Annotated in this window: 18 protein-coding genes and 1 pseudogene; 8 read left to right on the forward strand and 11 right to left on the reverse strand. The window is 70.6% G+C overall.

Annotation, left to right across the window (positions count from 1 at the left end; translation table 11 throughout):
- Window positions 1-17: 17 nt before the first annotated feature.
- The 4 genes from CURTO8I2_RS10130 to CURTO8I2_RS10145 all read right to left on the reverse strand — a co-directional run bounded on the left by CURTO8I2_RS10130 (window position 18) and on the right by CURTO8I2_RS10145 (window position 5,454).
- The gene (locus CURTO8I2_RS10130; protein ID WP_159680886.1) at window positions 18-650 is read right to left on the reverse strand and encodes a glutathione S-transferase family protein; all 633 of its coding nucleotides are present in this window, start codon (window positions 648-650) and stop codon (window positions 18-20) included.
- 61 nt (window positions 651-711) lie between these two features.
- Complete coding sequence (locus CURTO8I2_RS10135; protein WP_159680888.1) at window positions 712-1,263, reverse strand: NUDIX domain-containing protein; 552 nt, start codon at window positions 1,261-1,263, stop codon at window positions 712-714.
- Between the two features lie 55 nt (window positions 1,264-1,318).
- Window positions 1,319-4,042 carry a phosphoenolpyruvate carboxylase gene (gene ppc / locus CURTO8I2_RS10140; protein ID WP_159680890.1) on the reverse strand — a complete coding sequence of 908 codons (2,724 nt, stop codon included), beginning with the start codon at window positions 4,040-4,042 and terminating at the stop codon, window positions 1,319-1,321.
- 47 nt (window positions 4,043-4,089) lie between these two features.
- Entirely contained in the window at window positions 4,090-5,454 is a 1,365-nt protein-coding gene (locus tag CURTO8I2_RS10145; RefSeq protein WP_159680892.1) for a glutamate--cysteine ligase, read from the reverse strand.
- 117 nt (window positions 5,455-5,571) lie between these two features.
- Here CURTO8I2_RS10145 and CURTO8I2_RS10150 point away from each other — a divergent pair, with 117 nt between their 5' ends.
- Window positions 5,572-6,288: a VIT family protein gene (locus CURTO8I2_RS10150; protein WP_159680893.1), complete on the forward strand. Its 717-nt coding sequence runs from the start codon at window positions 5,572-5,574 to the stop codon at window positions 6,286-6,288.
- Between the two features lie 14 nt (window positions 6,289-6,302).
- Here the strand turns inward: CURTO8I2_RS10150 and yihA are convergent, their stop codons facing one another.
- Entirely contained in the window at window positions 6,303-6,935 is a 633-nt protein-coding gene (gene yihA / locus CURTO8I2_RS10155) for a ribosome biogenesis GTP-binding protein YihA/YsxC (RefSeq protein ID WP_159680895.1), read from the reverse strand.
- 130 nt (window positions 6,936-7,065) lie between these two features.
- On the opposite strand from yihA, the pseudogene CURTO8I2_RS10160 reads away from it, so the two are divergent.
- The 4 genes and pseudogenes from CURTO8I2_RS10160 to CURTO8I2_RS10175 form a co-directional block, all read left to right on the forward strand.
- A pseudogene (locus CURTO8I2_RS10160) lies at window positions 7,066-7,830 on the forward strand (c-type cytochrome); the annotation flags it as partial.
- A gap of 308 nt (window positions 7,831-8,138) precedes the next feature.
- Window positions 8,139-8,792, forward strand: coding sequence for a thiol:disulfide interchange protein DsbA/DsbL (locus CURTO8I2_RS10165; RefSeq protein ID WP_159680898.1), 654 nt, complete (start codon window positions 8,139-8,141; stop codon window positions 8,790-8,792).
- A gap of 40 nt (window positions 8,793-8,832) precedes the next feature.
- Window positions 8,833-9,627: a thiol:disulfide interchange protein DsbA/DsbL gene (locus CURTO8I2_RS10170; protein WP_159680900.1), complete on the forward strand. Its 795-nt coding sequence runs from the start codon at window positions 8,833-8,835 to the stop codon at window positions 9,625-9,627.
- A 12-nt stretch (window positions 9,628-9,639) separates the two neighbouring features.
- Entirely contained in the window at window positions 9,640-10,425 is a 786-nt protein-coding gene (locus CURTO8I2_RS10175; protein ID WP_236551068.1) for an endonuclease/exonuclease/phosphatase family protein, read from the forward strand.
- Window positions 10,426-10,759: 334 nt separating this feature from the next.
- On the opposite strand, the gene CURTO8I2_RS10180 is transcribed toward CURTO8I2_RS10175, so the two are convergent.
- The 5 genes from CURTO8I2_RS10180 to purT form a co-directional block, all read right to left on the reverse strand.
- Window positions 10,760-13,636: a TonB-dependent receptor gene (locus tag CURTO8I2_RS10180; RefSeq protein WP_159680902.1), complete on the reverse strand. Its 2,877-nt coding sequence runs from the start codon at window positions 13,634-13,636 to the stop codon at window positions 10,760-10,762.
- Window positions 13,637-13,752: 116 nt separating this feature from the next.
- Complete coding sequence (locus tag CURTO8I2_RS10185; protein ID WP_159680904.1) at window positions 13,753-14,868, reverse strand: PLP-dependent cysteine synthase family protein; 1,116 nt, start codon at window positions 14,866-14,868, stop codon at window positions 13,753-13,755.
- Between the two features lie 99 nt (window positions 14,869-14,967).
- Window positions 14,968-16,134, reverse strand: coding sequence for an amidohydrolase (locus tag CURTO8I2_RS10190; RefSeq protein WP_159680906.1), 1,167 nt, complete (start codon window positions 16,132-16,134; stop codon window positions 14,968-14,970).
- Between the two features lie 28 nt (window positions 16,135-16,162).
- Window positions 16,163-16,960: a sulfite exporter TauE/SafE family protein gene (locus CURTO8I2_RS10195; protein ID WP_159680908.1), complete on the reverse strand. Its 798-nt coding sequence runs from the start codon at window positions 16,958-16,960 to the stop codon at window positions 16,163-16,165.
- Window positions 16,961-17,288: 328 nt separating this feature from the next.
- The gene (gene purT, locus CURTO8I2_RS10200) at window positions 17,289-18,482 is read right to left on the reverse strand and encodes a formate-dependent phosphoribosylglycinamide formyltransferase (protein ID WP_159680910.1); all 1,194 of its coding nucleotides are present in this window, start codon (window positions 18,480-18,482) and stop codon (window positions 17,289-17,291) included.
- 131 nt (window positions 18,483-18,613) lie between these two features.
- Here purT and CURTO8I2_RS10205 point away from each other — a divergent pair, with 131 nt between their 5' ends.
- A complete protein-coding gene (locus CURTO8I2_RS10205; RefSeq protein ID WP_236551069.1) occupies window positions 18,614-20,593 on the forward strand; it encodes a lytic transglycosylase domain-containing protein in 1,980 nt (659 codons plus the stop codon).
- A gap of 7 nt (window positions 20,594-20,600) precedes the next feature.
- Here the strand turns inward: CURTO8I2_RS10205 and CURTO8I2_RS10210 are convergent, their stop codons facing one another.
- Entirely contained in the window at window positions 20,601-21,806 is a 1,206-nt protein-coding gene (locus CURTO8I2_RS10210; RefSeq protein ID WP_201295499.1) for a hemolysin family protein, read from the reverse strand.
- A gap of 72 nt (window positions 21,807-21,878) precedes the next feature.
- Here CURTO8I2_RS10210 and CURTO8I2_RS10215 point away from each other — a divergent pair, with 72 nt between their 5' ends.
- Together CURTO8I2_RS10215 and bla are read left to right on the forward strand one after the other, a co-directional pair.
- Window positions 21,879-23,102: a multifunctional CCA addition/repair protein gene (locus tag CURTO8I2_RS10215; protein ID WP_159680912.1), complete on the forward strand. Its 1,224-nt coding sequence runs from the start codon at window positions 21,879-21,881 to the stop codon at window positions 23,100-23,102.
- A 90-nt stretch (window positions 23,103-23,192) separates the two neighbouring features.
- On the forward strand, window positions 23,193-24,077 hold the full coding sequence (gene bla, locus CURTO8I2_RS10220; protein WP_159680914.1) for a class A beta-lactamase: 885 nt from the start codon (window positions 23,193-23,195) through the stop codon (window positions 24,075-24,077).
- Window positions 24,078-24,079: the final 2 nt, after the last annotated feature.

The raw sequence follows: 24,079 nt of genomic DNA on the forward strand, positions 1-24,079 counted from the left end.
CGCGGTCGCAGGCGGCGTCAGGCCGGCGACGGCATCGCCGCATCGTCGGCCGCGTTGGCCCGTTGCCATGCGGGTCGCGCCTGCAGGCGCTCGACATAGGCCGCGAACGCCGGGCGGGCCGGCAACGATTTGAACATCTGGCCCCAGGCGACCTGGCTGCCGACGTAGACGTCGGCGGCGGTGAAACGCGCGCCGGTGATCCACGGCGCGGCATCGGAGACCGCGCGCTCGAGCGTGTCGACCATCTGCTCGAAGCTGCCGTAGCCGGCCATCTGCGCCCGCTCGGCGGGCGCCAGCAGGCCCAGCGATTTCGCGGTGACGGCCGCTTCGACCGGCCCCGCGGCGAAGAACAGCCAGCGGAAATAGGCCGCACGCGCCGATGCGGCGTCCTCGGGCAGCAGGCCGGCGTCGGGAAAGGCCTGGGCCAGATAGGCGCAGATCGCCGCGGTCTCGGTCACCACCGCATCACCGTGCACCAGGGTCGGGACCTTGCCCATCGGATTGAGCGCCAGGAACGCGGGCGCCTTCATGCCCGCGCCGTACGCCAGCAGTTCCACGCGGTAGCGACAGCCCGTTTCTTCGAGCATCCAGCGCGCGATCCGGCCACGCGACATCGGGTTGGTGTACAGGACGGGCGCGTCGGTGGTCATGGCGTACTCGGGCGGGGAACGTGGGCCGAGTGTGCGCCTCTCCCGCCTGCCCTGGCAGCACTCACGCGAGGCCGGGTCCGGCCGGCGGCGTCGCATCGTCGTCTGCGGCGGCGACATGCGCGAGCACGCAGGTCTCGCGGTGGATCGACAGCCCCATTCGCGGATCGCCGCGCTGCACGACCGCCCGGTTGTGCGCGAGCGCGACCTGGGGGTCGACCCACACCGGGCGCATGCCGTTGGCGCGTTCGTAGGGCTCCATCCGGGCATCGCCCAACGCGGGGTCGATGGCGCAGACGTAGAAGTACGAGGTCATGTGCATGAGATCGTGGTCCGGCGAGCGGTCGGGCCGGTATTCCTCCACCACGCCGTATGCGCGCAGGACGCGGATGCGCGCGGCACCGGTTTCTTCCGCCAGCTCCCGGTGCAGCGCCGCGATCGGCGTCTCGCCATCGGCCACGCCACCGCCGGGGAAGCTGAAATCGTCGTAACGCTCGGTGTAGAGCAGCAGGATCGACGGGCCGCGCCGGACGATGGCGCGCGCGGCGTGGCGACGCAGCACGCGCCCCTCGCGCGTGGCGAGCGCGGGGTGGATGAGTTCCGCGATCAGACGCATCGGCGCGCGGTCCGGCAACGACGGGGGCGCCCCCGCGCGGGCAGACGCCGCACACTCATCCGGTGTTCTGGATGCCCGCCGCGATGCCGTTGACGGTCGACACGAGGGCGCTGAGCAGCGCTTCGTCCTCGCGACCGCTGTCGCGCCAGCGGCGCAGCAGTTCGACCTGCAGCAGGCTGATCGGATCGACGTAGGGATTGCGCAGACGGATCGACAGCTGCAGGCGGTAGTCGTCGGCGAGCAACACGTCCTGCTCCTTCAGCAGCAGGATCGCATCGCGCGTGCGCAGGCACTCGTCGAGGATGCCGGGGAAGAAGGCATCGTGCGCGTTACCGGCGAGGCGCGAATAGCGCTCGAAGATCGCGATGTCGGTCTTGGCCAGCAGCATTTCGACGTCGTCGAGTGCGGCGCTGAAGAAGGGCCAGTCGCGCGCCATCTCCGTCATCGCCTGCTGGCCATAGGTGCGGATACCGTGCTGCAGGGCGGTGCCCAGCCCATACCAGCCGGTGAGGCCGGAGCGGTTCTGCGCCCAGGCGAACACCCAGGGAATCGCGCGCAGGTTGGAGATGCCGCCATCGCGACGCCGCGATGGCCGCGAGCCGATCTGCAGGCGCTCGATGACGTCGATCGGCGTCGCGGCGCGGAAGTAGTCGGGGAAATCGGCGCGCTCGTGCACCAGCGCGCGATAGTGCGCACGCGAGACGTCGGCCAGATCGGTCGCCATCGCACGCCAGGTGTCCTCGCGGGGATCGGGCGCGCGCGGGCGCAGCGTCGCCTGCAGCACGGCGGCGGTCGACTGCTCGAGGTTGCGCAGGGCCAGCGCGCGGATGCCGTACTTGCGATGGATCACTTCGCCCTGCTCGGTCACGCGCAGGCTGCCGTCGACCGAGCCGCGCGGCGCGGCCATGATCGCGCGACCGGTCTTGCCGCCGCCGCGGCTCACCGACCCGCCGCGGCCGTGGAAGAACACGATGCGTACGCCGGCATCCCGGGCGAGCGCGGTGAGTTCGACCTGGGTGCGCTGCAGCGCCCAACGCGAGGCCAGCAGGCCGCCATCCTTCGCGCTGTCGGAGTAACCGAGCATCACCGTCTGGCGTTCCCCGCGCGAGGCGAGGTGCGCGCGGTAGCGCGGGTCGTCGAACAACGCGCGCATCACCGCCGGCGCGGCCTGCAGGTCGTCGACCGTCTCGAACAGCGGGGACACGTCGAGCGGCACCTGGCCGTCCTCGATGCAGCCGGCGATGCGCGCGAGCGCCAGCACCGCCAGCGCGTCGGCGGCGCTGCGCGCCATCGAGATGATGTATAGCCCGGTCGCGGACGCGCCGTGGCTGCGACGCAGGTCGGTCACCGCGTCGAACACGCCCAGCGTCGAGGCGACGGCGTCGTGCGCCATCGCGCCGTTGGCCCTGGGCGGTGCATCGAGCATCGCGTGCAGTCGCTCGACGCGCGCCTCGACCTCGAGGGCGGCCCAGTCGCTGTCGTCGATCCGGCCGAGCACCTCGTCGTGCACCGCCGAATCCTGGCGCAGGTCCAGCGCGGCGAGATGGAAACCGAAGGTGCGCGCGCGCCACAGCAGGCGTTCGAGTGCGAACAGGCCGGCATGCGCGCCGCGATGCCGACGCAGGCTCGCATCCATCAATTCGATGTCGGCGAGGAAGGCATCGGCGTCCGCGTAGCCGGCCCGGTGATCGGCGTCGGTCAGGCGCAGGCGCAGCTGCATCAGGTCGAGCAGGCGCCGGTAAGGCATGTCGGCGTGGCGCGGGTTGAGCGCGGCCTCCGCGTCGGGCAGGCGGCGCCGGTAGTCGTCGACGCGCGCGGTGACGGCTTCGTCGAGCGTCGCCCGTCCCAGCGTCTGGGTCAGCACGTTGCCCAGCGCGCGCAGATCGCGCCGGTACTGCGCCAGCGCCTGGCTGCGCTGGGCGCCGAGGGCGGCGCGCATGGTGTCGGCGTTGACGTTCGGGTTGCCGTCCATGTCGCCGCCGACCCAGGTGCCGAAACGCAGCACCTGCGGCAGCGACGGGCGCGCGCCGTAGACCGACTCGATCGCGTCGCCGAGCGCCTCGTAGAACACCGGCAGCACGCGATAGAGCACGTTCGACAGGTAATAGCCGACGTGCTCCACCTCGTCGGCGACGGTCGGCTTGTGCGCCGCGGCTTCGGCCGTCTGCCAGCCCGAGGTCAGCGCCAGCACGATGCGCGCGTCGTCGGCGCGGCGCTCGGTGGGCGTGCGTTCGCGGTCGATGTCGGCGATCAGGCGTTCGACGATCGTGCGTTCCTTCTCCAGCAGCACGCGGCGCACGGCCTCGGTCGGATGCGCGGTGAACACCGGCTCGATGTGCAGCCGCGCCAGCGTCGATTCGAGCTGCGGCAGGTCGACGCCGGCAGCCTTCAGTTCGTGCAGCGTCGATTCCAGCCCGCCGGGCTGCGGCGCATCACCGGTGCGCTGGTAATCGCGGCGACGCCGGATGCGGTGCACGCGCTCGGCGAGGTTGATCGCCCCGAAATACGCGGCGAATGCACGGACCAGGGCGTCCGCATCGTCGAGCGACACCCGCGCCAGCCCGTCGGCGAGCGCGTCGACCGGAGCGCCGGTCTCGCGACGTGCGATCGCCGCACGCCGCACCGCCTCCACCTGGTCGAGCAGCGCAGGCGAGACCTGCTCGGACAGCATGTCGCCGACCATCGCGCCGAGGCGTCGGACGTCGTCGCGGAGCAGGGCGTCGGTTTTCACGAAACCGACTTCGCGCAGGGGCAGGGGCAGATCGTCGTGAGCGTTCATCCGAACACGTTACACAAGCCCCGTGTGACTGTCGTGCAACGCCCGGGTCAGTACGCGAACTCGCGGAACACGCGGTCGATGTCCCCCTGCCAGGGTCCGTGATACAGCGCGAGCTTGCGCTCGGCGGGCGTCTCGCCGGACTCCGCGATCTCGATCAGCGTATCGAGGAACACGCGCTCGTCCTGGCCGCGCGGATTGAGGCAGGCGCGGCGCTGCAGGCCGGCCGCGGCGATCTTCAACGCCTCGACCGCCAGGTCGCGCAGGGTGCCGTCGCGGAACGGCGTCTTGAGCGCGTGCCGCGGTACATCGTCGCGCAAGGCATTGCGCTCGGCCATCGTGAAGTCGCGGACCAGATCCCAGGCCGCGTCCAGCGCGGCGTCGTCGTACAGCAGCCCGGTCCAGAACGCGGGCAGCGCGCACAACCGGTTCCACGGGCCGCCGTCGGCGCCGCGCATTTCCAGGTATTTCTTCAGCCGCACTTCGGGGAAGGCGGTGGTCATGTGGTCGTTCCAGTCGCGCAGTGTCGGCAGCTGGCCCGGCAGCACCGGCAGTGCGCCGCGCATGAAATCGCGGAAGCTCTGGCCGCTGGCGTCGTGATAGCGGCCGTCGCGGTAGGAGAAGTACATCGGCACGTCGAGCAGGTAGTCGACGTAGCGCTCGTAGCCGAAGCCGTCCTCGAACACGAAGTCGAGCATGCCGGTGCGGTCGGCATCGGTATCGGTCCAGATGTGCGAGCGGTAGCTCAGATATCCGTTGGGCTTGCCTTCGGTGAACGGCGAATCGGCGAACAGCGCGGTCGCGATCGGCTGCAGCGCCAGCGACACGCGGAACTTCTTCACCATGTCGGCTTCGGACGCGTAATCGAGGTTGACCTGCACCGTGCAGGTCCGCGTCATCATGTCCAGGCCCAGATCGCCGACCTTGGGCATGTAGTCACGCATGATCTTGTAGCGGCCCTTGGGCATCCAGGGCATCTCGTCGCGGCGCCACTTGGGCTGGAAGCCCATGCCGAGAAAGCCCAGGCGCAGCTCGTCGGCGACGCTCTTGACCTCGAACAGATGCGAACCGACTTCGCTGCAGGTGTCGTGGATCGTCTGCAGCGGCGCGCCGGAAAGCTCCAGCTGGCCGGCCGGTTCCAGCGTCACCGACGCGCCGTCCTTGAGCAGGGCGATCGTGCGGCCGCCCTCGTCGACGGCGTCCCAGCCGAACCGCGTCAGACCGCGCAGCAGGGCTTCGATGCCACGATCGCCGTCGAACGTGGGCGCGCGCAGGTCGTCGAGGCGGAAGCCGAACTTCTCGTGCTCGGTCCCGATGCGCCAGTCCTGGATCGGTTTCTCGCCGGAGGCGAGCACCTCGACCAGCTGCGCGCGGTCGGTGATCGGGGTGTCGGCGACGTGACTGGGACTGGACAAGGCTGCAACTCGCGATCGGGCGATGCCCGCAGGCCGGCACTATAAGCGTCCGGTGCCGCGCTGTCGGCCTCGCCGGTGGTGCCGCAGTGTCCCGCAGCCGCGGCGTATGCTCGGGCGATGCTCGACGTCCCGTCCACGCAGCGTCACCCGCGCCCCGAGCGTCATCGGGGCGAGCGGGTCGGCTGGCTGCGCGCGGCGGTGCTCGGCGCCAACGACGGCATCGTGTCGATCTCGGGCCTGATCGTCGGTGTGGCCGCCGCCGGCAGCCCGCATGCGACCGTCCTGCTGACCGGCGTGGCCGGCACGGTGGCAGGCGCGATGTCGATGGCGGCCGGCGAATACGTGTCCGTCCGCTCCCAGCTCGACACCGAACGCGCCGACCTGGCGGCCGAGCGCGTCGAGCTGCGCGACACGCCCGACGAGGAGCTCGAGGAACTCGCCGGGATCTACCGCGCCCGCGGTCTCGACGCGGCGCTCGCCCGGGAGGTCGCGGTGCAGCTGACCGCGCACGACGCGCTCGGCGCCCACGCGCGCGACGAACTGGGCTTCAGCCACACGCTGACGGCGCGTCCGCTGCAGGCCGCGGGCGCATCGGCCGCAGCCTTCTGCGTCGGCGCCGCGCTGCCGATGCTGGCCGCGGTGTTGACCCCGGCGGGCCGTGCCGAACCGGTGATCATCGCAACCACTCTGGCTGCTCTACTGGTCTCGGGCGCGCTGGCCGCTTGGGCCGGCGGCGCGCCGGTCATGCGGGGCGCGATCCGCGTCGCGTTCTGGGGCGCACTGGCGATGGCCGCCGCCAGCCTGATCGGCCGGCTCTTCAATGTCGCGATCTGAGCGGAACCGGTTGCTCAGGACGCGCGCACGGGCGCGCGCGGGCCGATCTCCATCCAGCGTGCGATCACGCCGCGCGCCTCGTCGATGCCGATGTTGGTCTCGCCCGAGAACGTCTGCACGCTGACCTTGTCGCCGTGCAGCGCCAGCAGTTCCTTGCGGACCGCCTGCAGCGTATTGCCCGCCGCGCCGCGCCCCAGCTTGTCGGCCTTGGTCAGCAGCGCGTGCGCCGGCATGCCGTGCTCGACCGCGAACGCGATCATCTGGCGGTCGTAGTCCTTGAGCGGGTGGCGGATGTCCATCACCACGACCAGGCCCTTCAGCGCCTGGCGTTCCCGGAAGTACTGCGCCAGGAACGCCTGCCAGTGCGCCTTCAGGTCGCGCGGCACCTTGGCGTAGCCGTAGCCGGGCAGATCGACGAGGAAGCGGTTGTCGTGCGGCGGGAAGTCGAAGAACACCAGCTGCTGGGTGCGTCCGGGTGTCTTGGACACGCGGGCGAGCGCGTTCTGCTGGCACAGCGCATTGAGCGCACTGGACTTGCCGGCATTGGATCGGCCGGCGAACGCGACCTCGTACCCGCCATCGGCCGGAAGCTGCTGCGGGGTGTGGGCGGCCAACAGATATTTGGCGCGTGCGAAGGGATTGGACATCGCAATAGCTTGGCACGACCGGCGCCCGACTGCCCGCGCGGTTTGACCCACCCGGTGCGGGCCAACATAATCCGACGGACTTGCGGCCGACACCTGTCGGACCGGCTTTCAAGGATCTCGGAGCCCAGCAATGCGCCACGCTCGCGTCATTGGTATCGCCGGTCTTGTTGTCATCGCCGTGGGCGCCGTCGCGTTCGCGCAGTCCACCGTGCAGCCGTTGCCGGATGCGCCGGCGGTGGAGACACGGAACATCGACGACAACGCCGTCGCCGAACTCACCAAGACGACGCACGGGGATCCGCAGAAGGGCGCCCAGCTCGCCGGCGCCTGCGCCGCCTGCCACGGCCTCGACGGCAACGCCGAAGCCGACCCCAGCCTGTATCCGCGCATCGCCGGCCAGAGCGAGCGCTACCTGGCCCGCCAGCTGGCGCTGTTCAAGAGCGGCGAGCGCGTCAACGCGATCATGCAGCCCTTCGCGATGCCGCTCAGCGCGCAGGACATGCGCGATCTCGGCGCGCACTTCGCCCAGCAGACCAGCGGCGCCGGCATCGCCGACGACGCGGTGGTCGAGGCCGGTCCCTACAAGGGCATGAAGTTCTTCGAAGTCGGCCAGAAGCTGTTCCGCAGCGGCGACACCGAGCGCGGCATCCCGGCCTGCATGGCCTGCCACGGTCCGGCGGGCAGCGGCAATCCGGGCCCGGCGTATCCGCATGTCGGCGGCCAGCAGGCCTGGTACAGCTCGAGCCGGCTCTACGCCTACCGCGAAGGCCAGACCACCGAAGCCGACAAGCACCTGTTCAACGTCATGGCCGCGGTCGCCAAGTCGCTGACCGACGAAGAGATCGAGGCGGTCTCGAGCTACATGCAGGGCCTGCATGCGCGCCCCGACCCGGCCATGCTCGCTGCGATCGAGGCCCAGGCCGCGTCGATGCCCGCGCCGGCGGTGCCGGCCGCCGAGCAGGCCGTGCCCGCAACCGACGCGACTGCCGACGAAGCCCTCGACGAAGCGGCGCCCGCGCCTGCTGCCGAGCCCGCACCGGCCCCGGCGCCCGAAACGCCGTGATGCCCTGCCCGGTGCCGGCTTGCGGCACCTTGTCGACGTGACCCCGCACATCCCCTTCCTCGCCGTGCCGATGACGGCGCCCGCGCCTGTCCGGGCGGGGGTCCGCACGCGCGGCGTCCGCATTCCGGAGTGACCCGACGATGTCGACCCTGCCCCGCGCCTGGCGCCACCTGTTCGCCGCTGCCCTGCTCGCTGCATCCGTCTGGGTGCCCGCGGCCGCGCAGACGCCGGCGCCCGTCGAGGGCGTCGACTACGCGGTGATCCCCGACGGCCAGCCCTGGCAGCCGCTCGACGGCAAGATCGAAGTCGTCGAAGTCTTCTCCTACGGCTGCGTGCATTGCTTCCACTTCCAGAGGCTGGTCGACACCTGGCGTGCGAAGGTACCGCGCGACGTGCGGTTCACCTATCTGCCGGCGGCCTTCTCGGCCGGCGACAACTTCGCCCGCGGCTTCTTCGTCGCCCAGGCCCAGCGCCTCGACGCACGCAGCCACCACGCGGTGTTCTCGGCCGTGCACGAAAGCGCCGTGCTGCCGCGCAGCGGGGCGGGCATCGACGCCATCGCGGCCTTCTACGCCACCCAGGGCGCACGGTCGCAGGCGCGTTTCGCTGAGGCGATGGCGAGCCCGGCGACCGACGAAAAGCTGAACGCCGCACGGGCCTTCGCGGTGCGCAGTGGCGTGGAAGGCACGCCCACGCTCATCATCAACGGCCGTTACCGGGTGATGGGCCGGCGGCTGGAGGACATCCTCGTGATTGCCGACCAGCTGATCGCACGCGAACGCGCCCAGCGCTGACGCGCGCCGCCATCGACCGATTTCCTTCGAGAGAGTACCCATGAAGATCCGCCACACCCTGCTTCTGATGCTCGCGCCCGTCCTGCTCATGGCCTGCAGCCAGCAGCCCGATCCCGCGGCCGCGCCGGATGCCACGGCCGCGACCCCGGCGCAGACCGCGCCCGCAGCGCCCGCCGCCGATGCCGCGCCCGTTGGCGATGCCGCCGCGCCGACCGACCCGCAGGCCGAGTCCCCGGCCGCGAACAGCAATCCGGTCGTCGCGCCGCAGGGTCCGGCCCCGGTCGCCGGCACCGACTTCGTCGAGATCCAGGGCGGCCAGCCGTTCGCCAATGCATCGGGCCAGATCGAAGTCGCCGAGGTGTTCGCCTACTGGTGCGGCCATTGCGCCGCGTTCGAGCCGCTGGTCAACGCGTGGAAGGCGCGCCTGCCGGGCGACGTGAACTTCGTCGCGCTGCCGGCCGTGTTCGACGAGAGCGACAGCTTCCCGCGTGCGTTCTTCGCGTCCGAGACGATGGGCACGCTGGCACGCACCCACGACGCCACGTTCAATGCGATCCACATCGAAAAGAAGCTGCGTCCGAACGCCGATGCCGCGGCGATCGCCGCGTTCTACGGCACGCTGGGCATCGACCAGGCCCGCTTCACCAGCACGATGCAGAGCTTCGCGGTCAACGCCAACCTCGGCCGCGCCCGCCAGTTCGCGGTGCGCAGCGGCGTCAACGCGACGCCGACGATCATCGTCAACGGCAAGTACCGCGTGATCGGCGGCAAGTCGCTGGAAGACATCCTGCGCATCACCGACCACCTGGTCGCGATGGAGCGTGCGGCGCAGTAAGCGTCCGACGTTGTGGAAAGCCCCGACATCCAGGCCGCCGACGGATCGCGCAGACTCAAGCTGCTGAGCGCGAACATCCAGGCGGGCTCCAGCACGCGCCGCTACAGCGACTACGCGACGCGCAGCTGGTCCCACGTGCTGCCGGCCGGCAAGCGCACGGCGCTCGACGCCATCGCCACGCTGGCCGGCACGCACGACATCGTGGGCCTGCAGGAAGCCGACCCGGGCAGCTGGCGCTCCGGGTTCACCAACCAGACGCATTACCTCGCCGAGCGCGGCGGCTTCGAGTACTGGACCCACCAGCCGAACCGGCGCGTGGGGGCGGTCGCCTCGAGCGCGAACGGCCTGCTGAGTCGTCTGGAGCCGATCGAAGTCGTCAATCACGCCCTGCCCGGCCGGATCTCCGGCCGCGGCGTGCTGCTGAGCCGGTTCGGCGAAGGCGACGACGGGCTGGTGGTCGCGGTGGCGCACCTGTCGCTGGGCGCGCAGTCGCGGCTGTCGCAACTGTCGTTCATCGCCGAAGTGCTGGCCGATCACCCGCATGCGGTGCTGATGGGCGATTTCAACTGCACGTCCGACCGGCCGGAAATGTCGGTCCTCTACCGCCAGACCGGCCTGCAGCCGCCGGCCTGCGCGGTGCACACCTTCCCCAGCTGGCGCCCGCAGCGCGCGATTGACCACATCCTGGTCACCGGCAATCTCAGGTGCGCCGACATGAAGGCGCTGCCGGCCGCGTTCTCGGACCATCTGGCGCTGTCGACCGAGCTGCACGTGCCCGAGAGCGCGCTTCGCCGTTAGGGTTCGTCGCGTTCCGTAGGATGGGTAGAGCGCAGCGAAACCCATCATTGCCATCGTTCCGCTCTGGATGACAGAAAGCGGAATCGAGCACGCCCTGATCGAAAACCTCGCGATCTGCTGCCCTCACCCCCCTCCCACCGGGAGAGGGGCTTCTGGATTTGTAGCGCGCGACCAGAGCGCGACGGCAGTGGCGTGGCGATGATGGGTGTCGCTGCGCTCGACCCATCCTACAAACGCAGAACACCCTCCCCCGATGACCGGAAGAGGGCTTGATGGCGCACTCCGCCAGAGCGCTTCGCGCAGATCTGCCGGCTTCAGCGACGTTCGAACCCGATCAGAAATCGATACCCAGCCGCGCGTAGATGAAGCGGCCCGGCAGGTCGTAGGTCGAGGCGTCGTAGCCGTTGAGGCTGCAGCTCAGGCACACCGGCGGTTCCTTGCCGGTGACGTTGTTGACGCCCAGCGCCAGACGCGTGCCCTTGAGCCAGGCGGTGTTGCGCCAGGACAGCTGCAGGTCGTGGTACGTGGTCGAACCCAGGCCGTTGACGTCGTTGTCGCTGTCGTCGCAGATCGGGAAGCCGTTGGCGCCGCCGCAGGATTCCACGAGGCTGTCGACATAGCGCACCGTCCACGCCAGCGACCATGGGCCGCGGGTCCAGTCGGTGACCAGGGTGCCGCTCCACTCGGGAATCGCGCTGTTGTTGACCTCGACGCCCGGACGGCGCGGCTCGAGTTCGCCGGTCTCGTTCGCCAGTTCGTAGCGCGTGACCCAGGTGGTCTTGGCATCGAAGCGCAGACGGCCCCAATCGCGTTCGGGCAGCGTCCAGGCCGCGGTGAAATCCCAGCCGTCGGTCTTGATGGTGCCGAGATTGGCGAGGATGTCGTCGAAGCGGATGATCTGGCCGCGGTCGCTGCGGTCGTAGGAATCGCAGGAGAACGGATCGCGCGTGGCGATGCAGCGCTCGAGGATCGCCTGCGCGTCCGGCGCCTGGATCGCATCGTCGATGTGGTGACGGTAGAAGGTCACGCCCAGATCGACGCGGTCCGACCACCACACTTCATCCGCGAACGACGGGCTCCACACCGAGCCGACCATCAGGCTGCGGCTGCGCTCGGGTTCGAGCGCCGCATTGCCCGAGGTCACGACCGAGATCTGCGAATTGGTCTGCTCGTAGCCGGCCGGCACGCCGTCTGCGGCGCATGCCGGCGACAGCACCGCGGCGCCGGAACAGGGATCGACCAGGGTCGCGTCGAAGCGGCTCAGCGTGCCGTAGAGCTCGCCGATCGACGGCGCGCGGAAGCCTTCGGCGTAACTCATGCGGAACAGCAGTTCGTCGACCGGCTGCCAGCGCAGGCCGACCTTGCCGGTGGTCTCGCCACCGAAGGTCGAATAGTCGGAATAGCGACCGGCGATGCTGAGATCCAGCGTCTCGCCGAACACGGTGTCGCGCATCAGCGGCACGCTGAACTCGGCATAGGCCTCGTTGACGTCGTAGTCGCCGCGGGTGATGCCCGACGGCACGCCGTTGTATTCGCCGGCGACGGTGATCGGATCGGGCGTGTAGCTGCCTTCGTACTTGCGGTATTCGACGCCGGCCGCGAAGGCCAGCGGACCGGCCCACATCTCGAACAGGTCGCCGGTGACGTTGGCCGAGGCCAGGGTCAGCGTGTTGCTGCTCTCGTCGCGGACCACGGGCTGGATGAAGGCGAGCATCTGCGGCGTGATCGTGCCCGGGCCACCGAACAGATCGAGCGGCGTGCAGCCGGCGATCGCCGCGCACGCGGCCGGATCGCCCAGCGCCTCGTTGATGCGGCGGATGTTGTAGCTGCCGGTATTGGTCTGTTCGGCGCGGCTCTGGCTGCGCACCAGGTTCACGTCCCAGTTCCAGGTGCGCACGCCGACACCGAAGGTGCCTTCGAAACCGCCGGCCGCGTACCAGGTCTCGACGTCCTGGCGGTAGCGGCGCGGGCCGCCTTCGACCGGCCGGCGCGCGAGCAGGAACAGGTTCGGGTTGTCGCCCTCGGTGGTGAGGTCGAAGCCGAACGGATTGAACGGGTTGAGTGCGGAGATGGTGAGCGTGCTTTCGGCGAACGGGTTGTACACGCCGGCATCGGTGCCGAGGAAGATCGGCTCGGGCGCGGCCTGGTTGGCCGAGGTGCGCTCGTTGTAGAGCACGCGCGCATAGGCCGAGACCTGCGGTGTGAATTCGAAGCGCACCTGGCCGAAGACCGACTTGCGCTCCGACGGCGTCAGCAGCAGGTTGTTCGGCGCGAAGTTGTAGCGGTCCGCGGTGCCGAAGCAGTGGAAATCGTCGGTGCGCGCGCAGTCGACCAGGGTCGGATCGTAGACCGGCGACGTGGCGCCGTCGTTGGGGGTCAGGTCGACGGTCTCGCCGGTGTTCGGATCCTGGAAAATGAAGCGGCCCTGCGGCGTCGCCGAGCTGCCGTTCGACAGCCCGGTGCCCGGCACCGGCACGCTGGCATTGGCGAACTTGGACGAGGCGATCTCGCGCTGCTTGTAGTACGAGGCACCGAGGAACCACTGCGCGCGTTCGCTGCTGCCGCCCCAGCCGAGGTCCGCGCCCCAGGTCGCGCCGCCGAGATCGTCATATTCGCCATAGTGCAGGTCGAGCGTGCCGCCTTCGGCATCGCGCTTGGTGATGATGTTGACCACGCCGGCGATCGCGTCGGAGCCGTAGATCGACGAGGCGCCGTCCTCCAGCACTTCGATGCGGTCGATCAGCGCGAGCGGAATCGTATTGAGATCGACCGCCGAGCCGACACCGGAGGCCGAGGACTCGTTGACCCAGCGGATGCCGTCGACCAGTACCAGTACGCGCTTGGCGCCCAGATGCCGCAGGTCGACCGTCGCCGCACCCGCGCCTACGCCGCCGCCATCGGGCGGGAAGCCGAAGTTGCCGCTGGAATTGAACTTGGTGTTGAGCGCCGCGCCGCTGGCGGTGAGGTTCTGCACGATGTCGGCGACCGAGGTGAAGCCGCTGCGGTCGATGTCTTCGCGGGTGAGCACCTGCACCGGCACGGCGGTTTCCAGTTCGGCCTTGCGGATACGCGAGCCGGTGACCTGGACGGTGTCGAGCGTGCGTGCCTCGGGCTGCGGGTCGGGCGTCTGCGCGGCGACGGCGGCAGGCAGGAGCAGCAGCAAGGACAGCTGGACGGCAGCGGCCAGCCGGTGGCGGGGCATCGATGTCATGTCGGAACTCCAGTGGTGCGGATGGTCAGCCGGTGCCCCTGTGCCGCCGGCAATTCTTTGTAACGAATCGTTAACCTGGCCGCACCTGGGGTCAACCCCAGATTGACTGCGGACTTTCAGTCCGGCGTGTCCCCTGCAGTCGCCAGAGGCGGCAGCGCCGCAGCCTGCTCGGCCACCGCGCGGACCAGCGTATCCGCCGCGTCCATGTCGAAGCCGTGCGCCACGTACCAGTCCGGGTTGTAGTAGCTGTGCGCGTAGCGCTCGCCGCCATCGCACAGGATGCTGACGATCGAACCGCTGCGACCCGCGGCGCGCATCGCGTGGGCGACGTGCAGGACGCCGATGATGTTTGTGCCCGTGGAGCCACCGACGCGCCGGCCCAGGCGCGTGTTGGTCCAGCGCATCGCCGCCAGGCTCAGCGCATCCGGCACCTTCAGCATCGCGTCGACGCAGCCGGGAATGAAGCTCGCTTCCGCGCGCGGTCGACCGATGCCTTCGATGCGCGACGACGGCGCGACGGCGTCGGCATCGCCGGAGGTGTCACCGTCGATGCAGCGCGCGTAGTGGGCGAAGAACGCGGAGTGTTCGGGATCGGCGCACAGCACGCGCGTGTCGTAGCCGCGGTAGCTGGCGTAGCGGCCGATCGTCGCGCTGGTGCCGCCGGTACCGGCGCTGCAGACGATCCAGCGCGGGATGGGATGCGCTTCCTGCGCCATCTGCTTGAAGATCGATTCGGCGATGTTGTTGTTCGCGCGCCAGTCGGTCGCCCGCTCGGCGTAGGTGAACTGGTCCATGAAGTGGCCGCCGGCCTCGCGCGCCAGCCGCGCCGACGCCTCGCCGATGCCGCAGGCGCTGGGCACCAGATGGCAGCGGCCGCCGTGGAATTCGATCGCGGCGATCTTCTCCGGCGAGGTCGAGGCCGGCATCACCGCGACGAACGGCAGGCCCAGCAGGCGCGCGAAGTACGCCTCCGACACCGCGGTCGAACCGCTCGACGCCTCGACCACCGTGCTGCCTGCATGCAGCCAGCCGTTGGCCAGCGCATAGAGGAACAGCGAACGCGCGAGGCGGTGCTTGAGGCTGCCGGTCGGATGGCTGGATTCGTCCTTGAGATAGACGTCGATGCCGGGGAAGCCCGGCAGCGCCAGCGGAATCAGATGGGTGTCGGCCGAGCGGTTGAAATCGGCTTCGATCTTGCGGATGGCCTGGGCCACCCAGTCGCGCTGGGACATGGGGCACTCGCGTAGGACACGGGCGCCGCAGCGCATGCATAGCTTATGGACGTGCGCGCCGGCGCGCGAGCACCGGGCGCACGGATTCGAAGGCGCCCGTCAGCCCAGACGGCGCCGCACGATGCGGTCGAACACCGCGGCGGCGACCGGCAGCAGGCCGTCGTCGAAGCGGAACGTGGGGTGGTGGCACATCGCGCTGTCCATGCCGAGGAACAGATAGGCGCCGGGCCACTGCTGGAGCATGTACGAGAAATCGTCGGAGAACGGATACGCGCGCAGATCGGTCTTCACGTGGTCCGCGCCGAGCACGTCGGCGATCGCCTCGGCCGCCAGCGCCGCCTGCTCGGGCGCGTTGACGCAGGGCGGGCACGAATGCGGGATTTCGAGCGCGATGCTGCAACCGGAGATCTGCGCGTGGCCTTCGCACAGCGCACGCAGGCGCTTGAGCAGTTCGTCGTGCACGTCCGTCGACAGCGAACGGAGCGTGCCGCTGAGCGTGGCGGTCGCGGGAATGATGTTGTGCGTGGTGCCGGCCTGCAGCGAGCCGACGTTGATCAGCGCCGCTTCCATCGGATCGATGTGGCGGCCGACGATCGCGCCGATGTCCACGGCCAGGCGCGCCGCGACCTGCAGCGGATCGTTCGCGCGATGCGGCGCGGCGGCGTGGCCGCCGACGCCCTCGATTGCGATCTCGAACACCGCCAGCGACTGCAGCGTGGCGCCGCTGCGCACACTGGCCTCGCCGGTCTTGAGCGCCGGCATGTTGTGGAAGGCATAGACCTCGTCGCAAGGCCAGCGCGCGAACAGGCCGTCCTCGATCATCCGGATCGCGCCGCGTCCGCCTTCTTCGGCCGGCTGGAAGATCAGCACCACGCGGCCAGTGGCCGGCGGATGCGCGACTAGGTGCCGCGCGGTGCCGAGCAGTGCGGACGTGTGGCCGTCGTGCCCGCAGGTATGCGCCACGCCCGGGCGCTGCGAGCGGTACGGCAGGTCGCTCTGTTCGTCCATCGGCAGCGCGTCCATGTCGGCGCGCAGGCCGATCGACGGACCCGGCTGGCCGCTGTCGACCACCGCGACTACACCGGTGCCGCCGAGGCCCGTATGCACCTCGAGGCCCAGCGCGCGCAGTTCGCGGATGACCAGCGCCGAGGTCTTCTCCTCTTCGAAGCCGAGTTCCGGCCAGGCGTGGATCTCGCGGCGCCAGGCGGTCATCTGCGGGGCCAGCGCGGCGATCGAGTCGGGGACGGTGGGGGCGGGAGTGGTCATGGACGGTCCAACGGAAAAGGGAAAGGAATCACAGGAACAGCAGGCTCGCGCCGATGCAGTACAGGAACACCGCGAACACGCGCTTGAGCGCGGCGCCGCTGATCGCATGCGCCAGCCGCGTGCCGTACGGCGCCGCCAGCACCGAGGCGAGTGCGATGCCGATCGCGCCCGGCAGGTACACATAGCCCCAGGACACGCCCGGCAGCACGTCGGCCGGGGCCTGCAGCGCATAGCCCGCGGCTGCGGCGAGCGCGACGAAGACGCCGCAGGCCGACGACGTGCCGACCGCGCGTACCGGCGACACGCCCCGCCACACCAGCAGCGGCACGGTCATGCCACCACCCCCGATGCCGACGATCGACGACAGCGCGCCGATACCGACACCCGCGCCCGACAGTCCGATGCCGGTCGGCACCACCGCATCGCCACCGGGCGGCGGCGTGCGCGACAGCAGCAACTGCGTACCGACAACGCCGCAGTACGCGATGACGCAATAGCGCAGCACGTCGCCGTCGAGCAGCACCGCCAGCCAGCTACCGATCCAGCCGCCGAGCATCACGCCGGGCACCATCCAGGCGACGGTGCGCCACAGCACGCTGCCGCGCCGATGATGCGCGCGGGCCGACGACAGCCCGGTCAGGATGATGCTCGCCAGCGCGGTCGCGAGCGCGGTGTGCATCGCCGCGTCCTGCGGCACGCCGTAGAGCGGCAGCAGCCACACCAGTGCGGTGACCAGCACCAGCCCGCCGCCGATACCGAGCAGGCCGGCGAGCACGCCGGCCACGGCGCCGAGCAGCGGGAACAGCAGCATGGTCCAGGTCAGCATGCGTGGCTCGGCGCGTGATCGCCGTGGCGCGATGCATGGACGTGCGCGCCTGAAGCCCTCCCCCGTTTGCGGGGGAGGGTTGGGTGGGGGCGAACGATCAGCTCGTCTCTGAAATCAGGGACGAGCGACACGCCGGAGCTGTGATCACGCAAAACAGCAAACGGATCGTTTGCCCCCATCCCAGCCAGTCCGGCCCGGCGCAGCGCGCCGGTCGTTTGTCCGATCCGCGCGGCAGTGCCGCGCAGGCGGATCGCCCTCACCCCCCGCACGCGGGGGAAGGAGCAGGAATTCGCGAGCGTAGGGATCTCTGACCGAATCACGCGCCCGATCAGGTCCACTCGATCGTGATCGCAGCCGCCGCCTCGCGCGCCGTCGCACGTGCCGACGTCACGTCGGCCCCGCGCGCCAGCGTCACGCCCACACGTCGCTGGCCTTCGACGCGCGGCTTGCCGAACAGGCGCAGCGCGCTGTCGGGCGATTGCAGCGCGGCCTCGATGTTCGAGAACACCGGCACGCCCGTGCCCTGGGCCAGCAGTGCGCAGGACGCAGCGACGCCGTGCTGCACGACATCGTCCGCGTCGACCGGAATCGGCAGGCCGAGGATCGCGCGCGCATGCAGGGCGAACTCGCTCAGGTCCTGCGAGGCCAGCGTCACCAGACCGGTGTCGTGCGGGCGCGGCGAGACTTCCGAGAACCACACCACGTCGCCCTTGACGAACAGTTCGACGCCGAACACGCCGCGGCCGCCGAGATCGTCGGTCACCGCACGCGCCACGTCGCGCGCGCGCTGCAGCGCGACCGGCGACATCGGCTGCGGCTGCCAGCTCTCGCGGTAATCGCCGGCGATCTGCACGTGGCCGATCGGCGCGCAGAATGCGGTGCCGCCGGCATGGCGCACGGTCAGCAGGGTGATCTCGTAATCGAAATCGATGAAACCCTCGACGATGCAGCGGCCCGCACCGGCGCGGCCACCGGTCTGCGCGTAGTCCCAGGCGGCATCGATGTCGGCATCCGAGCGCACCGTGCTCTGGCCCTTGCCCGACGACGACATCACCGGCTTGACCACGCAGGGCAGGCCGACGGCCGTGATCGCTTCGCGGTATGCCTCGCGCGTGTCGACGAAGCGGTACGGCGACGTCGGCAGCCCCAGCGTCTCGGCGGCGAGCCGGCGGATGCCTTCGCGGTCCATCGTCAGGCGCGTCGCGCGTGCGGTCGGCACGACCTTGAGGCCTTCAAGTTCCAGCGCAACCAGCGTGTCGGTGTGGATCGCCTCGATCTCGGGCACGACCAGATGCGGCTGTTCCCGGGCGATCAGCGCGCGCAGCGCGGCCGGGTCGAGCATGTCGAGCACGTGGCTGCGATGCGCGACCTGCATCGCCGGCGCGTCGGCATAGCGGTCGGCGGCGATCACCTCGACGCCGAAGCGTTGCAGCTCGATCGCCACTTCCTTGCCCAGTTCGCCCGAGCCGAGCAGCAGCACGCGGGTGGCGGAGGGAGACAGCGGCGTGCCGAGAGTGATCATGTGCGCGGGCCGGGGAAGCGGTTGGGGACGACGATTCTAAAGCCTCGGCGCCCGCGGCTCCGGCGCTGCGCGCCTGCGAAGGGCGCTTCAGCCCGCCTCCGCTATAGTCGACCGCCGCTCTCGACATGCCCATGCCGATGCCGCAGATCCGCCGCGACACCCCGTCCACCGCCCGCCCGCTGCGCGCCCGCGCCCTGCGCGTCCTGCTGCCCGCACTCGCGTTCGCACTGCCCGCCGCGGTCTTCGCCCAGGCGCTCGACGATTCGGCGTTCCGGGTGGCGATGCAGGCCGCCGAACGTGGCCAGCCGGTCGCCCCGGCGATGCAGTCGCATCCCGCGGGCGCGTGGCTGGAACTGGCCGCGTTGCGCCGCAATCTCGACACGTTGCCGATCGCGCAGGGCCGGGACTTCATGACCCGTCACCAGGGCCAGCCGGTCGCCGAGGTGTTCCGAGAAGGCTGGCTGCGCGCACTGGCCAAGCGCCAGGAATGGGCCGCGGTGCGCGAGGCCTGGGCGCCCGGCACGACCAACGCGACGCTGCGCTGCATCGAGCTCGACGCGCGCGCCCGCACCGGCGCCACCGATGCGCAGTGGACCCGCGACGCACAGGCGCTGTGGCGCAGCAGCGGCAGTTCGCTGCCGAACGAATGCGATGCACCGTTCGCGACGCTCGCCGCACGCGGCGGTCTTGGCGACGACCTGCGCTGGGAACGGTTCGATCTGGCCGTCGCCGAACAGGACGTCGGCGTCATGCGCAGCGTCGCGCGCGGCCTGACCAGCGGCCAGCAGGCACTCGCCGAGGACTACGCCGCCTACATGGCCGCGCCGCATGCGCGCGCGCTGCAGTGGCCGAAGACCGCGCGCAGCCGCCTCGTCGCCTCGCACGGCCTGGCGAAGTTCGCCAAGGCCGATCCGCTGGCCGCCGAACGCCAGCTGCCGGCGCTGGCCGATGCGCTCGGCTTCGGCGAAACCGAGAACGGCCGCGTGCTGTACCAGGCCGCGCTGTGGACGGTGGCGTCCTATCTGCCCGATTCGGCGCGCCTGCTCAATCGCGTGCCCGAAAGCGCCTACGACGACCGCCTGCACGAATGGCGCGTGCGCGAAGCACTCGCCCGCAAGGACTGGACCGCCGCGCTGGCCGCGATCAACAGGATGGGCGCCACCCAGCGCAGCCAGTCGCGCTGGACCTGGTTCCAGGCACGCACGACCGAACTCACCGGCGACCGCGCCGGCGCGACGCCGCTGTTCCGCGCAGCGGCGAAGAGCCCCGATTTCCACGGCTTCCTCGCCGCCGACCGCGTCGATCAACCGTATGCGCTGTGCCCGCTCGATTTCTCGCCGTCGACCGATGCCCGCGCGAAGGTCGCCGCCGATCCGGGCCTGACGCGGGCACTGGCGCTGTACCGCATCGACCGCGCCGGCTGGGCCACGCGCGAGTGGACCGCCGCGCTGCGCAATTTCGACGACACCCAGCGCCGCATCGCGGTGCAGGTCGCGCAGGAGAACGGCTGGTACGACCGCGGCGTGTTCGGCCTCGGCCGCCAGCCGGAAGAGACACGTCTGTACACGCTGCGCTTCCCGCTGACCCAGCAGGCGCTGATCGAACGCGAATCGCAGCGCCACGGGCTCGATCCGGCGTGGGTGGCGGCCGAGATCCGCGCCGAGAGCACGTTCAATCCGAATGCGCGCTCGCCGGCCGATGCGCGCGGTCTGATGCAGGTGATGCCGGCAACCGGCGCCGCCGTCGCGCGGCGTCTGGGCATCGCCTACGGCGGCGCGGACAGCCTGTTCGATCCGGCGACCAACGTCGCCATCGGCACCGCGTACCTGCGCGAGAAGAAGGACATGTACACGCTGCCCTACGTCGCGATCGCCGCATACAACGCCGGCCCGACGCCGACCGGCCGCTGGCTGGCGCAGCGCCCGGACATGGACCCGGACATCTGGATCGAGACGATCAGCTATCGCGAGACGCGCGAATACGTCGCGCGCGTGCTGGCCTTCAGCGTGCTCTACGACTGGCGCATGTACGGCCAGGCCGCGCCGCTGGAACCGCGGATGCGCGGCGCCGAGGCCCAGCGCACCAAGCGGTTCGCCTGCCCGGGCGCCTGAGCCGGTTTCAGTCCGGCCTCGCGGACGCGTCCGGCGCAGGCGTCTTCGCGCCCGCGTCGTGATGGGACAACCCGTGCGCGGCGGCGCGCTGTTCCCAGCGGCGCCGCGCCAGGCGCTGCATGTCGGACACGCGGTCGCTCTCGTCGATGATCTCCTGCCCCAGCAGGGTCTCGACGACGTCTTCCATCGTCACCACGCCGCTGGTGGCGCCGTACTCGTCGACCACCAGCGCGATCTGCTGACGGCGGTCTAGCAGGAACTCCAGCAGTCCGGTCAGCGGCATGCTTTCGGGCACGCTGCGCATCGCGCGACCCAGCGTGCGCAGGGCCACGGCGCCATCACCGCGTGCTTCGGCCTGCAGCATCTCCGAACGCAGCACGAACGTGGTCGCATCGTCAATGTCGTCGGTGTAGACCGGCACCCGCGAGAACGGCGCCGTGCGCGCGTCCTGCAGGGCCTCGGTGACCGGCGTGGTGTCGCGCAGCGCGGCCACGACGGTGCGCGGCGTCATGACGTCGTGCGCGCGCAGTTCGGCCATGCGGAACAGGTTGCGCAGGATGTGCGATTCGCGCGGCAGGATGTCCCCGCTCTGCTCGCCGACGCCGGCCATCGCGATGAACTCCTCGCGGTTGAACACATGCGCCTGGCGCCCGCCCGACAGCAGACGGGTCAGCAGTTCCGACAGCCGGATCAGGGGATACAGCACCAAGATCAGCACGCGCACGAAGACCGCGACCGGCGCGGCGAGCTGGCGCCAGTACTGGGCACCGAGCGTCTTGGGCACGATCTCCGACAGGAACAGGATCAGCAGCGTCGCCACCGCCGAGAACACGCCGACCCAGGCGCTGCCGAACACATCGGACGCCTTCGCGCCCGCGCCGACCGCGCCGGCGGTGTGGGCGATGGTGTTCAGCGTCAGGATGCCGGCCAGCGACTGGTCGATGTTGTCGTGGCGCAGCCGCTGCAGCCGCGCGGCCAGTCCGGGGCGCTCGGCCTTGAGGCCGGCGATGAAGGAGGGCGTGATGCTCAGCAGCACCGATTCGGCGACCGAACACAGGAACGACAGCACGATCGCCGCGCCCAGATAGACCAGCATCAGGATCAGGTCCATCGCGTCGCCGGACGGCGCGGTGCCGGTCACGGCGGCGAACAGCGGCCACGGCGCGAGCGCCATGACGAGGATGGCGAAGGTGCAGCGGACGCGGGCGGCCATCACGGCGGGGACCTGAGCAGCGGCGGGCCAGTATAGGCGGGCTGTGTGCAGGCCCCATGGCATCATCGCCGCATGAAGATCTACCTCGTCGGCGGCGCGGTCCGCGACCGCCTGCTCGGCATCACGCCCGGCGACCGCGATTACGTCGTCGTCGGCGAGACCCAGGCCTCGATGGAAGCCGCCGGCTTCCGCGCCATCGGCCGCGACTTTCCGGTGTTCCTGCATCCGCAGACGCAGGCCGAGCACGCGCTGGCCCGCACCGAGCGCAAGTCCGGCCGCGGCTATCGCGGCTTCGTCGTCGATGCCGATCCGTCGGTGACGCTGGAACAGGATCTCGGCCGCCGCGACTTCACCATCAACGCGATCGCCGAAGCGCCCGACGGCGGCCTCGTCGATCCCTACGGCGGCGCGCGTGACATCGAGGCGCGCGTGCTGCGTCATGTCGGCGACGCATTCTCCGAGGATCCGCTGCGCGTGCTGCGCGCCGCGCGCTTCATGGCCCGCTTCGCGCCGCTCGGCTTCACGATCGCCGACGAAACCATGGCCTTGATGCGCGGCATGGTCGAGGCCGGCGAACTCGAGACGCTGACACCCGAGCGGGTGTGGCAGGAGCTGTCGCGTGCTTTGGCTTCGAAGCAGCCGTCGGCGTTCCTGCGCACGTTGCACGACTGCGGCGCGCTCGCCGTGGTGCTGCCGGAAGTCGACGCGCTCTACGGCGTGCCGCAGCGTGCCGAGTTCCACCCCGAAGTCGACACCGGCGTGCACCAGGAACTGGTCAGCGACATGGCCGCGCGGCTGGCGCCCGGCGATGCGGTGATCGGCTTCGCCGCGCTGACCCACGATCTGGGCAAGGCGCTGACGCCGCAGGACGCATGGCCGCGCCACATCGGACACGAGCACGCCGGGCTGAAACCGCTGGAGGCGCTGTGCACGCGCCTGAAGGTGCCCGCGGCCTGCCGCGAGCTCGCGGTCGTCGCCTGCCGCGAGCATCTCAACGTGCACCGCATCGCCGAACTGCGCGACGAGACCCTGCACGATCTGATCGCGCGCTGCGACGGCTTCCGCAAGCCCGAGCGCATCGCGCAGCTGGCGCTGGTCTGCGAATGCGACAAGCGCGGGCGCCTGGGCAGCGCCGAGGCCGCGTACCCGCAAGGCGACCTGCTGCGCCGCGCACACGCCGCGGCCAGTGCCGTCCATGCGCGCGACCTCGCCGATGGCATCACCGGGCCGGCGGTCGGCGCGGCGCTGCGCAAGGCGCGGATCGCGGCGATCGCGCAGGCGCGCGGGCCGCGCTGAGGGTTGTCCACTGCAATGCGCACGCAGACCGCAGGCCGGGCCGATCGCGCGCATTGCTTAGACTGCGACATCCCCAGGACACCGACGCCCATGCCCACACGTCGTGATCTTCTGCTCGGCACCGGCAGCCTGTTGCTGGCCGCCGCCGCATCCCCGCTGCGCGCCGCCACCGGCGATGCATCACTCGACGACGCGCTCGCTGCGCTGGAACATGCCGCCGGTGGCCGGCTCGGCATCGCCCTGCTCGATACCGGCACCGGCCGCCGGTTCGGACGGCGCGACGACGCCCGCTTTCCGATGTGCAGCACGTTCAAGGCGCTGCTCGCAGGCGCCGTGCTGCATGCGGTCGATCGTGGCCGTGTCCGCCTCGACCAGCGCGTCGACATCGGCGCCGGCGATCTCGTCACGTATTCGCCCTACGTGGAAACGCGCGTGGCCGACGGCCATGCCCGCGTCGATGATCTGTGCCGCGCGACGGTCACGCTGAGCGACAACGCGGCCGCCAACCTGCTGCTGCCGCTGGTCGGCGGACCGCCGGGCCTGACCGCGCTGCTGCGCGAACTTGGCGATCCGGTCACGCGGCTGGACCGCCGGGAACCCGAACTCAACGAAGCCGCTGCGGGTGACCCGCGCGATACCACCAGCCCGCGCGCGATGATCGACAGCCTGCAGCGGCTGCTGTTCGGCGATGCCCTGCGCCCGCCGTCGCAGGCGGTGCTGGCCGCGTGGCTGATCGAGAACCGCACGGGCGATGCGCGCATCCGCGCCGGTGTGCCGGGCGACTGGCGCGTCGGCGACAAGACCGGGACCTGCGGCGCGGGCACGGCGGCCGATGTGGCCGTGCTGTATCCGCCGGGACGCGCGCCGCTGCTGCTGGCGATCTACGTCCACGGCGCGCAGCTGGACGGGCCGGCGATCAACGCCCTGCATGCGGATGTGACCCGCCTGCTCGTCGCGGCGCCCGGACAGGCCTGAGC

Origin of the sequence: Luteimonas sp. 9C (assembly GCF_902506295.1) — a bacterium.
Taxonomy (GTDB): Bacteria; Pseudomonadota; Gammaproteobacteria; order Xanthomonadales; family Xanthomonadaceae; genus Luteimonas.